The organism is Anaerolineales bacterium (assembly GCA_015075725.1).
GTDB lineage: Bacteria > Chloroflexota > Anaerolineae > Anaerolineales > Villigracilaceae > Villigracilis.
In genome coordinates, this window is record JABTTV010000001.1 from 616,279 (window position 1) to 630,709 (window position 14,431).

17 protein-coding genes are annotated in these 14,431 nt (G+C 54.7%); 5 read left to right on the forward strand and 12 right to left on the reverse strand.

Annotated elements, in window-relative coordinates; translation table 11 throughout:
• Positions 1–23: 23 nt before the first annotated feature.
• Complete coding sequence (locus HS100_03035) at positions 24–1,157, reverse strand: MFS transporter (GenBank protein ID MBE7432865.1); 1,134 nt, start codon at positions 1,155–1,157, stop codon at positions 24–26.
• A gap of 39 nt (positions 1,158–1,196) precedes the next feature.
• On the reverse strand, positions 1,197–1,799 hold the full coding sequence (gene nadD, locus HS100_03040) for a nicotinate (nicotinamide) nucleotide adenylyltransferase (protein ID MBE7432866.1): 603 nt from the start codon (positions 1,797–1,799) through the stop codon (positions 1,197–1,199).
• A gap of 56 nt (positions 1,800–1,855) precedes the next feature.
• Here nadD and HS100_03045 point away from each other — a divergent pair, with 56 nt between their 5' ends.
• Both HS100_03045 and HS100_03050 read left to right on the forward strand, forming a co-directional pair.
• The gene (locus HS100_03045) at positions 1,856–2,758 is read left to right on the forward strand and encodes a GAF domain-containing protein (GenBank protein MBE7432867.1); all 903 of its coding nucleotides are present in this window, start codon (positions 1,856–1,858) and stop codon (positions 2,756–2,758) included.
• A 158-nt stretch (positions 2,759–2,916) separates the two neighbouring features.
• On the forward strand, positions 2,917–4,044 hold the full coding sequence (locus HS100_03050) for a PD40 domain-containing protein (GenBank protein MBE7432868.1): 1,128 nt from the start codon (positions 2,917–2,919) through the stop codon (positions 4,042–4,044).
• A gap of 84 nt (positions 4,045–4,128) precedes the next feature.
• On the opposite strand, the gene HS100_03055 is transcribed toward HS100_03050, so the two are convergent.
• Positions 4,129–4,872: a hypothetical protein gene (locus tag HS100_03055; protein ID MBE7432869.1), complete on the reverse strand. Its 744-nt coding sequence runs from the start codon at positions 4,870–4,872 to the stop codon at positions 4,129–4,131.
• 167 nt (positions 4,873–5,039) lie between these two features.
• Between HS100_03055 and HS100_03060 the strand changes: the two genes are divergently transcribed.
• Positions 5,040–6,602, forward strand: coding sequence for an adenylate/guanylate cyclase domain-containing protein (locus HS100_03060; protein MBE7432870.1), 1,563 nt, complete (start codon positions 5,040–5,042; stop codon positions 6,600–6,602).
• A 68-nt stretch (positions 6,603–6,670) separates the two neighbouring features.
• Here HS100_03060 and HS100_03065 read toward each other — a convergent pair whose 3' ends face one another.
• From HS100_03065 to HS100_03105, 9 genes are all read right to left on the reverse strand, one after another.
• A complete protein-coding gene (locus HS100_03065) occupies positions 6,671–7,048 on the reverse strand; it encodes a hypothetical protein (protein ID MBE7432871.1) in 378 nt (125 codons plus the stop codon).
• Between the two features lie 11 nt (positions 7,049–7,059).
• Positions 7,060–7,272 carry a hypothetical protein gene (locus HS100_03070; protein ID MBE7432872.1) on the reverse strand — a complete coding sequence of 71 codons (213 nt, stop codon included), beginning with the start codon at positions 7,270–7,272 and terminating at the stop codon, positions 7,060–7,062.
• A 15-nt stretch (positions 7,273–7,287) separates the two neighbouring features.
• On the reverse strand, positions 7,288–8,073 hold the full coding sequence (locus HS100_03075; protein ID MBE7432873.1) for a MinD/ParA family protein: 786 nt from the start codon (positions 8,071–8,073) through the stop codon (positions 7,288–7,290).
• A gap of 22 nt (positions 8,074–8,095) precedes the next feature.
• Positions 8,096–8,830 (reverse strand): cyclic nucleotide-binding domain-containing protein, encoded by a 735-nt coding sequence (locus HS100_03080; protein ID MBE7432874.1) that lies wholly within the window; start codon positions 8,828–8,830, stop codon positions 8,096–8,098.
• On the reverse strand, positions 8,827–9,939 hold the full coding sequence (locus HS100_03085; GenBank protein ID MBE7432875.1) for a PrsW family intramembrane metalloprotease: 1,113 nt from the start codon (positions 9,937–9,939) through the stop codon (positions 8,827–8,829). Before HS100_03085 ends, HS100_03080 begins: the two co-directional genes overlap by 4 nt.
• Positions 9,940–10,051: 112 nt before the next feature.
• Complete coding sequence (locus HS100_03090) at positions 10,052–11,107, reverse strand: PD40 domain-containing protein (GenBank protein MBE7432876.1); 1,056 nt, start codon at positions 11,105–11,107, stop codon at positions 10,052–10,054.
• A gap of 188 nt (positions 11,108–11,295) precedes the next feature.
• Complete coding sequence (locus HS100_03095; GenBank protein ID MBE7432877.1) at positions 11,296–11,688, reverse strand: hypothetical protein; 393 nt, start codon at positions 11,686–11,688, stop codon at positions 11,296–11,298.
• A 390-nt stretch (positions 11,689–12,078) separates the two neighbouring features.
• Entirely contained in the window at positions 12,079–12,543 is a 465-nt protein-coding gene (locus tag HS100_03100) for a hypothetical protein (GenBank protein ID MBE7432878.1), read from the reverse strand.
• A 2-nt stretch (positions 12,544–12,545) separates the two neighbouring features.
• Complete coding sequence (locus HS100_03105) at positions 12,546–13,097, reverse strand: RNA polymerase sigma factor (GenBank protein MBE7432879.1); 552 nt, start codon at positions 13,095–13,097, stop codon at positions 12,546–12,548.
• 171 nt (positions 13,098–13,268) lie between these two features.
• Between HS100_03105 and HS100_03110 the strand changes: the two genes are divergently transcribed.
• Together HS100_03110 and HS100_03115 are read left to right on the forward strand one after the other, a co-directional pair.
• Positions 13,269–14,027 carry a MinD/ParA family protein gene (locus HS100_03110; GenBank protein ID MBE7432880.1) on the forward strand — a complete coding sequence of 253 codons (759 nt, stop codon included), beginning with the start codon at positions 13,269–13,271 and terminating at the stop codon, positions 14,025–14,027.
• Between the two features lie 22 nt (positions 14,028–14,049).
• The gene (locus HS100_03115; GenBank protein ID MBE7432881.1) at positions 14,050–14,385 is read left to right on the forward strand and encodes a hypothetical protein; all 336 of its coding nucleotides are present in this window, start codon (positions 14,050–14,052) and stop codon (positions 14,383–14,385) included.
• The last annotated feature ends 46 nt before the right edge of the window (positions 14,386–14,431 follow it).

The following is a 14,431-nucleotide window of genomic DNA, read 5'->3' on the forward strand; positions in this document are numbered from 1 at the left end:
CTTGCGCCAACAGCGCGCGTAAATCACTCCTTCAAGAACAACGCCAGCGGTGAAGCGACAAGCACCATCCACGTGGTCAACGTCAACACATAAGGGAAGCCATGTAACTCGGCAAGATGACCCGTGTATAACAATCCCAATGCGCCGGATGAAAAGATAAAGCCGAGAATCAAACCTGAAGCCAGAGCCATCCCGCCGGGGATGATGCGCTGGGCAAGCACCACCAAAATGCTCAACACCGCTCCCGTAAATGCGCCTGCCAGAGGGATGAGCGCATACAACCAGAGCGACCAACCGATCCGGCTGGTGATGAAAATGGGAACCGCCGCAAGGAGAAAAACAATCGAAGTCACAATGCGCTTGGGGTAACGGTCTGCAAAGTGACCACCCACCACATTTCCCAGCGCAGAGCCGCCCATGAACAATCCGGCCATGCTCCCGTACACAGTGGCTCCCTGCCCCAGGTCTTTGATGTACTTGGGAAGCAGATTCACCATGTTTGCCTGCGCCCACGATTGCAGGGCGGCAACCGTCGCCAAAACAAGGATAAAGGCAAGCCCCGCCCTGGCGCGATTCGCCGACTCCGCCTTCGCCGTTTGCGGGTGCGGGTGATTATGCTTTAGCTGGCTCATCAATGCCAACCCGATGGGAATGGAGACCAGCGGCAGGATGTACATGCCGGGAATCTTCAAATACGCGAGAATCAAGCCCGCCAAGATGGGACCGATAAAATGACCCATCTGCCCGGCAGTGAAGAAAAGCGATGTGGAAGTGGTCTCGCGCCCTTTCATGAGCTCGCGTCCGCGCAGGGCGGCTTGGACGGCCCCAACCGGATGGAATGCCGACGAACCAAATGCAGCGATGATGAGACAACCGAGCCCGAGATCGCCGGGTAATGCCAACGTCAGCGAAAAGAAGACCGTCATCCACAGCACGCCGCCCGCCGCCAGCCAGCGCGGACCGATACGGTCTGAAGCCCAACCGAAAAGGGGCTGGGTCAATGCCGACGCCCAAATGTAGATCGTGGAGAACAGGGCAATCCGCGATTCGCTCAGACCGAGATAGGTAAGCAGCACGGGGCGGCTCGCGTTGAAGACATCCACCATGAAGTGGGAGAGGGCGACGTAGGAGAAAATGGAATCAAAGAAGAGGGACATTCGATTTACGATATACCGTTCTCGATTTTAGATTTTGAATTATCGATATAACCCATTCGCTTCGATGTAGTCGTACACATCGGGAGTGACGTAATAGCGGTACATCTCTCCGACTGAAACCCGCCTGCGAAGTTCTCTGGATGAAACAGGTTGGAGCAGCGCATCGATAAAATAAAGTTTATCGGTGATGCCGGGAAGTTTCGCTTCGAGCACAGCGGGGTCGATGGAACCGCCCGGGCGGCGCATCACGCCGAGTTTGGAAACCGCAGACACGAGGTCCGCGGCGAAGCGCCAGGTTGGAAGGTCCGCAAGCGAATCGCCGCCGATCAACAGAACGATCTCCGCATCCGGCGCCTGACCCGCAAGCAGGCGGATCGTATCCACGGTGTAGTGAGGTCCGGGACGGTCGATCTCGAGGGTGGAAAGTTCGAAGATGGGATTATGCGCGATCATCTCGCGAAGCATGGACAGGCGATGATCCAAAGGCGTGATGGGAGCGTCCAGCTTATGCGGAGGTTCGGGGGTGAGCACCCAAAGCAGGCGGTCGAGCTTGAATTGATGGACGGCCTCCCCTGCGAGGATGAGGTGGCCGATGTGCGGCGGGTCGAAAGTTCCGCCGAAGACTCCGATTCGTTGCAGCATGCAAGGTAGTATATCCCAATCCGACCGCCGGGATTCTTGCGGTATACTGACCGGATATGTCTCAATCCCAGGCAACGATCATCAGCTCTTCCTCGCCGTTAAAGCGCATCATGCATGCGGTGCGCGCCATCGAACGCGGAGACTACGATTCGTCGCTTCTGCGCGATTTCCTGAAAGAGTCCGGGGAGCTGGGTCAGCTCGCCCAGTTATTGGATACTGTGGCAAACACCATCCACCAGAGAAATACGCAATTGATGTTATTGAGCAAGGTGATTCCGATCGGCGTTTCGCTCTCGGCGGAGAAGGATTTCAACCGCCTGCTCGAGTCGCTGGTAGTGGAGGCGCAGTCTTTTACGAACGCAGATGCCGGTTCGCTCTATCTCGTCGAGGAGGATAAGCTGCGTTTTGTGATCCTGCGCAACACCTCCTTGGACATGACAATGGGCGGCACAAGCGGCACGCCGATCTCCTTCTACCCGGTTCGCCTGCACAACGAAGACGGCTCGGAGAACCGCGCGAACGTGGTTTCCTACGCCGCGCTCACGCACCAACGCATCAATATTGCCGACGCCTACGAGGCCGAGGGATTCGATTTCTCCGGCACGAAGGCTTTCGATGAAAAGACCAAATACCGCTCCAAGTCCTTCCTCACCATACCGCTCACCAATAAGGAAGGTTTGGTGATCGGGGTTCTGCAATTGATAAACGCAAAGGACCCCAAAACGGGGGAGATCGTACCGTTCAAAGACGATGATGTACTGGAAGCGCTGGTCCTGCTCGCCACCGCCGCGTTGGACGGCTACATCCGCGAGGCTGCCCTGCGGCGCGAGATCGCCCAATTGAAGATCGAGATCGATAAGTCGCGGAGAGACAAACAAGTGGAGGAGATCACAGACACGAACTTTTTCCGCGACCTCAAATCCCGTGCGGAAGAAATGCGAACGAAAACCAAAAAATGATCGCTTGGGCATCCGGGCTGATTTCCCGGTTTGCACAATTGTTATTTTCCGGGTTTTAATTCGATGACCCTTTTGGGGGATGACCGACCACTAAGGTATTGAAACATCAAGAGAAATCGAAAAAGCCTCGTCATTGCCCTTCAAGGGCAGGGAAATTCATGAACCCTCTCACAATTAAACAAAAGAATATTTTGTTCGGCGCAACTCTTGCTCTTTTTGCTATCATCCCGGGCGCTTGCGGTGATACGGCGGAAATTGATCTTGGAGGCGCTGCCGGTCTTGGTACCGAGGAAGCGCAATCAACGATTCCGACCGATACCCCCCCGGAAATTCCCCCCGCAACTGCAACTCCCATCCCCGCAGCATCCGGTCACATCATTTTCACATCCGACCGCGACGGACAGAATGACCTGTACATGGTCACACCCGATGGCGGCGAAACCACCCGCCTCACAGCCGGCGCATCTGTGGATGAAAGCGGCACTCCCCAACTTTCCCCCGACGGGACCCGGGTCGCTTTCGCTGCAACAATCGGCAACAACACCGACATCTACGTGGTCGATATCGCATCGAATGCCATCAGCCGTATCACCGACGCGCAGGGAAGAGACTCTTCCCCCTCCTGGTCTCCGGATGGGGGGCGGATCGTTTTTGAATCCTTCCGCGATGGGAATCTCGAAATTTACACCGTCAATGCCGACGGCTCCAACCCGACCCGCCTGACGAATGACTCGGTCGGTGATAGCAACCCTCTCTGGTCGCCGACAACGAATGAGATCCTTTTCTCCAGTTCCCGCTTCGGCAACTCGGACCTGTTCCTGCTCAGTCCAAATGGGTCGCCTTCCACGCTGACGACGAATCCTGGTCCCGATAACAACCCGGCATGGTCGCCGGACGGAAGCGCAATTGCGTATTTAGAATTTTCCGGCGAACTCTCGAACATCTGCCTGATCGGGAGGGACGGGCTGAACAAACGCTGTTTGAACGAATACCCCTCTGATTTCGACACGCCGACCTGGTCGCCGGATGGAAATTGGATCGCCTCCACCGAAGGCGCAAGCATTCATATCTTCAATATCAGGGATGGTCAGGACATCGTAATTTCGCAGGCGGGAATCGAGCCGCATGGCATCCCGGCATGGTCGCCGGATGGTTTGAGGCTGGCTTTTCAAGCATTCGCCAATGGGAACATGGAACTCTTTCAAGTCCTCGTTCGTACGAACGAGTTCATGCAGGTCACTTCCCTTCCCGGGGTCGATGGAAAACCAGTCTGGATTGCCAGGTAAGTTGCGGAAAGAAATATCTTGAAAAAACAGCCCGCGGCGTAAATGCCGGGGCTGTTTTTGATCTATCGTGAATTTTTTGTTCGCTCAGGGAGCGGGGATTTCCATCTTTTCGCCCGGGATGGCAGCGGAATCCCAATACTCATCAAATGGCGCAAGGACCAGCGTCGTTCCGTCGTTGGATTCTGCACGGTAGGGACCGCTGCCCCCATCTCGTCCAGCAAAGGAGGCTGGGCTTCCGATCGCGAATGCGATATCGGTCATTTTCCTGAGGAAATCGGGGTCCGGGGTATTCAGGTGAATAATGACACTACTTTCATCGACTTTTTCCATACCATCCACCGGCGATTTGGGCTTGCCATCGTCTTTGGTATCGCCTTTGAAGCCTTCGAAATTCGCGAGCCATGCAGCATATTCGCCGCTTCCGCGATTTGGGTCTTCCTTGTCAAACCAGCGGTTGAAGTTCAACATAACCACGTCTGCATTCAAGGATGACCCGTCATGAAAGACAACATCTCCACGCAGGTTGAATATATAATCCAGCCCGTCTTCTGAAACCGTGAACGATTCAGCCAGGGCACCAACGATAACTCCGTCTTGTTCGCGGACCAGTGTCTCGTAAAGGTACAACGAGACTGTCCGGGAGTTCTCGTTCTCCAGGTTTGCCGGGTCAAGATTCAGGTCCACGCCGGGAGGCGCTTCTTCAGAAGTTGGAGCCGCTTCGGGGGCTGGAGTCCCGGATGCGCCGGAATCCTGATCACTTCCACATGCCGCCAGTAACATACCTGTTATAAGAAGCAGGAAAGGGATAAGTGGTCGTTTTTGAATCATTTTTTTCTCCTCGAACGTATAATAATTACTGCCCTCTCACCATGGACTAAAATCCATTACAGTCACCCAGCAGGGATGGGCATTGGGGCAGTTCATCGGCGGCGCTCGAATGCATCCATTCGAGACACTGCGTAGTGATTATAGTCGTTTCAAGTATAATTTTGCCCATGCTTCCAGAATCCCCGCTTGCCATTATTGAAAGCCGATTACGCTATTTGATTCCCTCGGAGATGTATGCGGAAATGTGGGGAAACCCTTCTGTGGAGATCATGATCCAGGTGCATAACCACCTGCGGACCCTGCAACGCATCCTCCATGATTACACTTCGAGGCAGATCGACATTGCCCAGTTGAAGCCGGGAGATGTCAGGACCGAATGGCAGTACGGCACGATGATGTTCACAGACCTGGCGGGTTTCACGAAACTGATGGAAGCCAACGCCTCGAAAGGTCGCGAAGGCGCGGAAAATCTGCTGAGAGAGCTGACGAAATATTTTTCGACCATGATCTCCGTTATCAGCAAATCGGGGGGCGAACTGGTCGAGTTCACCGGCGACGCAATGCTGGTGGTCTTCGCGAAAAAAAAGGAAAAAGCCGACGATGCCCAGCGCGCCATCCGCGCCGGTCTGCGGATGCAGCGCGCGATGAAGGATTTCGCGGAAATCCAAACCCCGTCGGGGGTCGTCAACCTGCAAATGCGCATCGGGATTCACAGCGGCAGGTTCCTCACGGCAGAGATCGGAACGCCGCGCCGCATGGAGCATGTCCTGCTCGGCAAGGATGTGCAGAAAGCGAAATTGACCGAAAGCAACGGCCGCAACGAGCGCGTGAACGTTTCGAGCACGGCCTATCAGCTTGCAAAGGACGATTTTCGCTTCGAAGAGGGCAACCCGGATTATCACCTGGTCGTGGATGACCTCACCGCAGATTCGCTCGGGGATTACGAAATCACACCGGTGGGGCGGCGCAGCGCCAGTAGTGTTCTTTTCGACAGGAAGGACAAAAAGGAAGTCCTGAACAATATCGTCGAACTGCTCAATTCCATCGAACCGCTCGCCAGTTACATCCCCGATCCTGTCCTATCGATGCTTGTGGAAAGCGCGGCGGACCGCAAGATCCGCCCGGACTTCCCCACTCCCACCATCATGTTCGTTAACTTCATCGGCCTGCCTGAATCAGCAGACCGCGCGCTTCCCGGCGAGGAGCGCAAACTGGCGATGAGTTTCTCGAAGGCATTTTCATTGATCAATGCCTCGGTCGACGCCCGTGGCGGCGTATTGAAGAAGGTGACCTATCACCTCTCCGGCTCGGACATTGTGATCTACTTCGGCGTCCCGAACGCGCATACGAATAACGAAATGCGTGCCGCTTCGGCTGCGATTGCCATCCTCGAGATCGTGGAAGCCATCAATGCAAAAGCCCCCACCATCGGCGGCATCAAGCCGGATGTGTATTGTCAGATCGGCATCAACATGGGTCCCGCCTTCGTTGCGGAGATCGGCGATCCGCGCGGGAGGCGTGAGTTCAATGTGCTTGGCGATACGGTCAACACGGCGGCGCGCCTGATGAATCGCGCACAAAAGAATCAAATCGTCGTCTCGGAGGCGGTCAAGAACGCCATCGAGGAAAAATATGACTGTACTCCCCTGGGAGAGATATCCCTCAAAGGTAAGAGCAAGCCCTTGAGTTTGTATGAATTGACGGGGAGAAAATCGAAGGAAGAGAATTAATAAAATGCTCACCCCGAAATTTCTTTTTCGCGGGTGAGTTTTTTATTTTGAAGCGGGGATACGACCAATTAATCAGAGCCCGGCGATTTGCCTTTCAACTTATTATCCAACGCGGACCATATTCCAGCCGCCAATTTACTGCCCTCCTTGCGCCGCAGGTTGACCTTGTAGATCGCTTTTTCCTTCTCGCCGACGCGAATCAGCCAGAATTGTTCGGTCAGGTCTGAGAGGGCGGAATCCAACTCGATACGGGAGAGGCGGTCCTTATCCGGCATGGCATCCATGACCTCGCACAGGCGCGGGTAACTCGCGCTCAATTCGCGCAGCATCACGCGCATGATCTTGCGCAGGGCGGGCGGCAGGGCGGCGAGATCGAGCGGCGAAATACCGCCTTCTTTCTGCCTGTCTTTGATTTCCTTGTCGAGCCTGTCGAACAGTCCGGGCATGGGAACCTCCCTCAATAAAGTTCAGGCATGCTGATCGGTTCGGGCTGCGGCTCGCATTCGCCGCACCAGATCACGTTGGCGACCGCCAGCCCCTTGGGGGTGTTGTTCGCGCCGACGAACATGGTGATGAAGGTGGACATGGTGGCGGCATGTTCCTTGCAGACGAAACGTCCACAAAAGGCGCAGGAGGCGCGTGGTTCTTCTTCACAATGCCAGCATTTCATGGGAAACCTCTCCCGTTATTTCGCATTCAAAATGTAAGGCACGACGTTTTTCAGCGCCTGCGACCATTCGTGGCCGGGATAACTCAAGGAGAACAGATCCCGGCTGGCATTTTCAGCCATGTCGAACGAGAGCGGCATGACGCTGGTGACAGGCGCATCGAACTGAGATTCGATCTCGGCTTTGATCGCAGACGCATCGTGTTTGGGCAGGGCTTTGTTCACCAGCAATAATAGGTTTGGCACATCCAAACTCCGCGCAATGTCCACCGTCACCGCGGTTCCCTGCAAGTCCTGGTTATCGGGCCGCAGGATGACGATGAGCACATCCGATGTGGCGATGGAGAGCAGTGTTTCTTCATTCAGGCCCGGATGCGTATCGATGAATAGATAATCGAGGTCGAATTCGCTGATGGCGGTCTGCAAGCCTTCGTTCAATACGTTGAAGTCGATTCCTTCTTTGAGGATCTTGCTGATCTCGCCTCCCTTGATGCTGGACGGGAACAGGAAAATCTGTTTGCCTTTCAATTGGGCGCGCCCCTGGCCCTCGCCGGGATGTTCCCCCACAGAATAACCAACCTCACGGATGGTTGCGGCGCCGTGCAGAAAATCGTTCAGGGTCTTTCCCATCTTTTGGTCATCCAACCCGAACAGGACATGGATGCCGGGAGATTGGATATCCGTGTCCACCACGCCCACTCGCCTGCCCATCATGGCGATTTGCGCCGCGAGGTTGGCGGTGGTGTTCGATTTACCCGTCCCACCGCGGAACGAGTGAATGGATACGATCTTGCCTTCGCTCATCATGCCTCCATGAATCTTCGATTTACAAACCCTGCCGCTTCTTGCGGATGGTCTGCGCCTGTTCCTTCAGCCTGGCATAGAACTCGGTGCCGGTGATCTCTTCGAACTCCTTCTTGCGGCGTTCCTGGTCGATCTCGAACGTCAATTGTTCCACCTGCTGCTTCAAACCTTCTTCACGCGCCTTCACCCTTCTCACCATGGAATAGAATGCCGAAAGCAATTGCGCCGCCTTGTCATCGTCCGTTCCGGGGCGGTTGGTGATCGGTTGGGTATGCTCCAAAAACGAATAATCGCCCTCCGCCGTTTTTTGCGACCAATCGATCACTTTTTCGATGTAAGTCGTCGAAAAGCGCAGTCGGTTGGAAAATCCGCGCAGGATTCCCAAGGACACATCCAGGCGGTGATCGAGCAGGTCGAAAAATGCTTCCTTGGTCAGTTCGAGCGCCTCCACTTTATCGAGCGCAATCGCGCCCGCCGACCGCGGACGTTCATCCACCAGCGCAAGCTCGCCGATGGTCTCGCCCGGACCCACCCTGTTGATAATGATCTCGTCTCCGCGCGCGTCGGTGGTGACGATCTTTAGATGACCCTCCAGAATGAGATGGAACGAATCAGCCGGATCGCCCTTGCGCATCAGGGCATCACCAGTAGCGTATTTGCGCAGGGTGGCTTTTGCAGCCACTGCCGCAAGCGCGTCGTCCGAAAGTTCCTTGAAAAAATCCGCCTCGCGGATCTTTTCCAAAACCGCATCGATCACGATTTTGACTCCTCCTGGGTAGTGGATGAATCGCGCATCCGCTCCGATACGCGGTCCCACAACCCGCCTCCCTTTTGACCCGGGCCCGCCGCGGCGATACGGGCATTGAGCAAATTCCAGATCTGCAAGTCCTGGCCCAGGTACACCTCCCGCACCATCATCATGCAATATGCGCCGATCTGCTTTCTTATGTCGTTGATGTCCTTCACAAGCTCCTGGATGATCGCTTCGATCTCCTGCCTGCGGGCCTCGCTCTGCGCCGTTTCGATCAATTTGCGTTTGATGCCGATCTCGGCTTGTTTATAGATCAAATTACGAACCAATGACGTCTTTTCCGCTCCGAAACGCGCTTCGATGGGTTTCAGAACTTCGTTGACCATCTCAATATTGCTGACCACGCGCGTCTCTTCCTGTGTGACGCGGTCCCCCATGCCGAGTTTTTCCGCCACCCATACCTTTTGCACGTCCATGCCCCGCTTGATGATGTACCAGATCAAGGCCATGCCGACAACGCCGTAGCCAATGGCAAATGCCAGGAACGTCCCGGCATTGACCATCGTATTGAACAAGGCATGGAATAAGATCGCCAGCGCATATCCGCCCAGGATCACGGCCGCGCCCCTGGCTTTACCTCGCTGACCGCGCGAGTACGCCAGCGCAGTGCCGATCACGCCGCTGCCGGTGGCATGTACCAGGTTGGTGGAAAATACGCGCGCCACGGCGATCGTAAGGGCAAGTTCGGGTCGTCCGGTCACGTACTCCACATTCTCAATCAGGGCGAACCCGACTCCGGCTCCAAATCCATACAATGCGCCATCGACGACATAATTGAAATTCGCCCGCGTGACCAGATATATCAGGATCGCCGACTTGAGAATTTCCTCCGCGACCGGAGCCACCACCCGGATGATCTGGGTGCGTGTCGCAAGACCCGCATCAATGATTGATCGATTGATCCAAAATGCAAACAGGTAGGCGACAATACCGCATATCAACGTGACGATGTTCCTGCTGAATTTTGCGGTTTTATGCAGATCGAATCCGCGAAGAAGGTAAAGAAAAACGACCGGCCCGATCAGAGCGATGACGATCGAAATTGCCAGAGTCATGCGGAAATCTTACCTTATCTGCATATGCCCTGCAAGGACGGAAACGCGGCTGCAAGGATTTGCAGCCGCGTTCATTTGTATTCATTTCAGCGCTTGATGCGCAGTCTTCGTATTAGTAGCCGCGCGAGCCGGGTTCCTTGGAGGGCGACCACTGCGACCACTTGTCGGTCGAGGGATGCAGGGTGATGCCGTAGATGTCACCTCCGCCCTGCCACCATGTCGAGTAGATGTTCGGGTCGCCTTCCCGGTTCGATGTGAACGATACATCCGTTCCGCCGCAGTTCCATGTTGGGGCAGAGTCCACACCGCCGAAGGTTGTCAACTGATATTCCTTATTCGTCGTCAGGTCGAAGGTAAAGATGTCCGTATTATCTCCAACCGTCACCTGATAAGCGATGCGGTTGCCTTCAGGAGACCAGGTGGCATTCCCGGCATCCCCGCCTATCGAGATCTGTTTGAAGTTTTCGCCTTTTATGTCCGAGACGTACAGGTCCCATGTGCCGCTGACATTGATGAAGAACGCCAGTTGTTTTCCATTTGGCGACCAACTCGGGAAAAGAACGTCCGTAGAGAACGAGGTCACCTGGTACTCCTGCCCGGTCGAAATATCGTAGATGTAGACATTCCACGACCCGGTGCGGTTCGACTGGAAAGTGATCCAATTCTCGTCCGGAGAGTAGAATGGATTGACATCATTGCCGGTATCATCCGTCAACTGCACTTCCTCGCCGGTATCCTTGTTCAAAAGGAATATATCCCAATTCCCGGTGCGATTGCTTTGATACACCACGGTTTGGCTGTTCGGTCCGAACATCGCGTTGATGTTATCGGAATTCGTATTCGTCAGTCGACTGGCAGATTGTCCATTGCTGTCCACCAGGTATAGTTCGACATTCCCATCACGGTCGCTCTGGAATACCACCCATTCATCGTTGGGCGAACGGCTCGGGCGCGAGTCCATCGTGCCTCCGTTGCTCAAATTGATCGCTTCCAGACCATCGGGTCCTTCAATGCCATCCAGACGGAAAACATCCAGATTTCCCGTGCGGAACGAATGGAACAAAATCCAGTTCGGGCAGGCGGCGATGCCGTTTTCATCCACTTTCACCTCGGGGGCTGCTTTCACTTCCACGATCGGGGGAACAGGAAGGATCGGGTCAAGAACCACAGGTGGATTGTTCGTGCCGCCTGGGTTACCAGTTCCTCCAGGTGCGCCAGGGTTACCCGGGTTGCTAGGATTACCAGGATTACCTGAGTTGGGAGGCCTGTTTCCACCAGAGCCGAGCACATCCTTTGGCGTACAAACCGGATCCACCTCGCCTTGAGCTGCGCGACAATTTGCATGAAGGCTTCCATTTACCGGGTTGCCTTTGCCATGATCGCCTTGCCCGCAGGGAAGTTGTCCTGCATCCAAACAAGGATCTGAAGAATCTTGTTTGGAGCCGCGAACAACCACACCGTCAGGATTCTGGACTGATGGATCGCCGGTTCCCGGGTCGCTCGGTCCGCCGCCTTGATTTTGACCGCCGCCACCACCGGAGTTACCCCCACCCTGACTACCTTGGTTACCGCCGCCAGAGTTTCCACCGCCCCCACCACCAGAGTTACTACTACCTCCGCCCCCGCCACCGGAGTTACCACCGCCACCCCCACCTCCGCCACCGGAGTTACCACCGCCCCCGCCTCCGGAATTTCCACCGCCACCTCCGCCACCGGAGTTATCACCGCCTCCACCTCCGGAATTTCCACCGCCCCCCCCACCTCCGCCGCCGCCAGAATTACCACCGCCTTGGCCGTTGTTACCGTCATTGCCGCCCCCGCCTGCTCCACCTTCAAGACCTTGTGAAGGGGCGCACGCAGAAAATAGCAATGACAATATTGTCAGCATTGCCACCAGGGTAAACAGCCCCTTCTCTCGTCGTTTGTTACGTATCGCGTTCATGATCATCTCCTTTTTAAAATTAACTGTCGTTCTTTTATACCAATTAAATCCGCTGGTAACCTTTCAATTTGCATACGTTTTGCGCAAAGCGCCAACGCCTGCGGATTCAGGAAAAGCCGATGCTTCTTAAAATATTATGTTGTTCAATACAGGTAGTTTGGGTCGAACTTCCTCAGCATTACTACCCCCTTCTAATCCTACTTATTGCGCGAGATCCAGTACACAGCAAGAAGCACCAAAACCAGACCTGCCGCGATATAGAAGTTGCTGCTGGTTATCGCCGATCCCGAAACGGAAGAACCGGGAATTTGAATGAAAGGCAGAGCGACAACAGCCAATATCAACACAGAGACGACTGCCAGGAGCAATCCGGCTTGGGGATTGGCATGAAAATCAAAAATCCGCTTCCAAAAGGACGGCTTTACTGCTTGTGTCTCTTCCCTGCTCACACGGTTTTTAAAGCGCACCAGCATCTGCTTTGCTTTCGCGTCTCTCTGTGAATCAGGGGGAAAAGCATGAGTTAAACGGAGCACTGTCTGCTCAAGGTGCAGCAATTCCTCGTCAGAAGCGGAGGCTATGGGGGCTGTTTTGCCACCGAGCAGGCGGTCGGTAAAATCTGCAAGCTTGGAGTCTTTTTCGGTGTATTGAGTCTCTTGATCCATGGTTAAGTCTCCAGATGAGTGCGAAGAGCGGAAACTGCCCGCCGAAAAAGGGATTTGACCGCTTCAAGATTCTGCCCGGTGTGGTCGGCAATTTCATTGAACTGCATTTCTTCGGCAAATCGGAGCAACAGGACCTCGCGATAGCTTTCAGGCAGGTTCTGAAGCGCTCTTTGGAGGAAGATCCGCTCCTCCAGGGATTGCGAAGTGCTTCCCGTCGTCTGAGCGATGGCTTCCGTAAGCGGCGCGAGCCGGGGTTCCTGTTTGCGGGCGCGCCTGCGGTAGTACTCAGCCACTTTATGGTTGGTCAACGTGCGAAGCCAGGTTCCAAATTTGGCATCCCCACGGAAGGAGGCAAGGGATTTCATTGCGGCGAGAAATATCTCCTGAGTGACGTCCTCCACGTCGTTTTCCGGGACCACGTATCGCACCCGGTTGTAGACCCGGGGGAGGTGGCGGAGGTAAAGGACATCGAACGCCTCAGTGTTTCCATCCCTAAAGTTTTGGATGAGAAACTCGTCGCTGAGGTCATGGGGGGGAGTCTTGTTATTTTGCATATATTCAGTCGTCACGGACGTCAAAAATGGGTCGCCCAGTTCTGCATTTTCAGCAATTACTATAACATAATCAAGGCGGAATTGCGGGATTTTATTTTCAATGCAGTTAGGCTATAATAACCGCTGGCAACTTTAGGTTTGACAAGACTATCATAAATTTGGAGATGGCACATGTCCAAAATCATTTCAGTTCATTCCTTTCGCGGAGGGACGGGTAAATCGAACACAACCGCGAACATTGCAGCGCTTCTGGCAATGGACGGCGCGCGCGTTGGCGTGGTGGATACCGATATCGCCTCCCCCGGCATCCACGTTCTGTTCAACCTCGACGAAGCGGACATGGAACACTCTCTGAACGACTACCTGTGGGGCAAGTGCACCATCGAAGAGGCGGCTCAAGACGTGTCCGGACATATCGGAGCGGAGGTCAAAGGGCAGATTTTCCTGATCCCCGCCAGCATCAAAGCGGGCGAGATCGCCCGTATCCTGCGCGAAGGATATGATGTGGGGTTGTTGAACGATGGCTTCCGCGATGTGATCGAAAAGTTGAAACTGGACTATTTGTTGATCGACACGCATCCCGGTCTGAACGAAGAGACACTGCTCTCCATCGCCATCTCGAACACGTTGATCATCATCATGCGCCCCGATCAGCAGGATTACCAGGGCACCGCTGTGACCGTGGACGTCGCCAAAAAACTGGATGTCCCAAAATTGCTGATCCTCGTGAACAAGACCCCCAGCAACCTCGATTTCGAGGAAGTGCGCAACCGCGTGGAACAGACCTATGAAGCGAAAGTTGGAGCGATCCTGCCGCACTCGGATGAAATGATGATGCTCGCAAGTTCCGGGCTTTTTACCATTCAATTCCCGGAACACACTGTGACCAAGGGTTTGCGCAATCTGGTGGAACAGCTGAAAGCCGGTTGATGTCCACCTGAAAGAAGGCTTTGTGACGCACCCGCTATTCGAAAACGCGATCAAGGAATTGGAGGAACGGCAGGAGGATATCCGCCCATCGGATGTCGTTCTTTTCTCCGAGCCGTTGCGTTCTGCTGTGAACTTTGTCGTACGGCTAAAGCGCTTCAGCCTGACCGAATTCCACGAGAAACTGCCGGACTTTACAAGGGAAGAAGTCAAGCGGATTGCGGACTTGCTGATCAAACGCCATCTTTTCGACCTATCCCGTTTCGCCACCGAAGAAGAGCCTTATTATGAAGCCCGCCTTTCCGCGATGACGCGTCCGCTCACCCGCCCGCCTTCGGATATCTGGAAAAAGATAGATTGAACATCGCCCGCCTGCATTCTGCAGGCGGGTTTTGTTTTGCTATAAT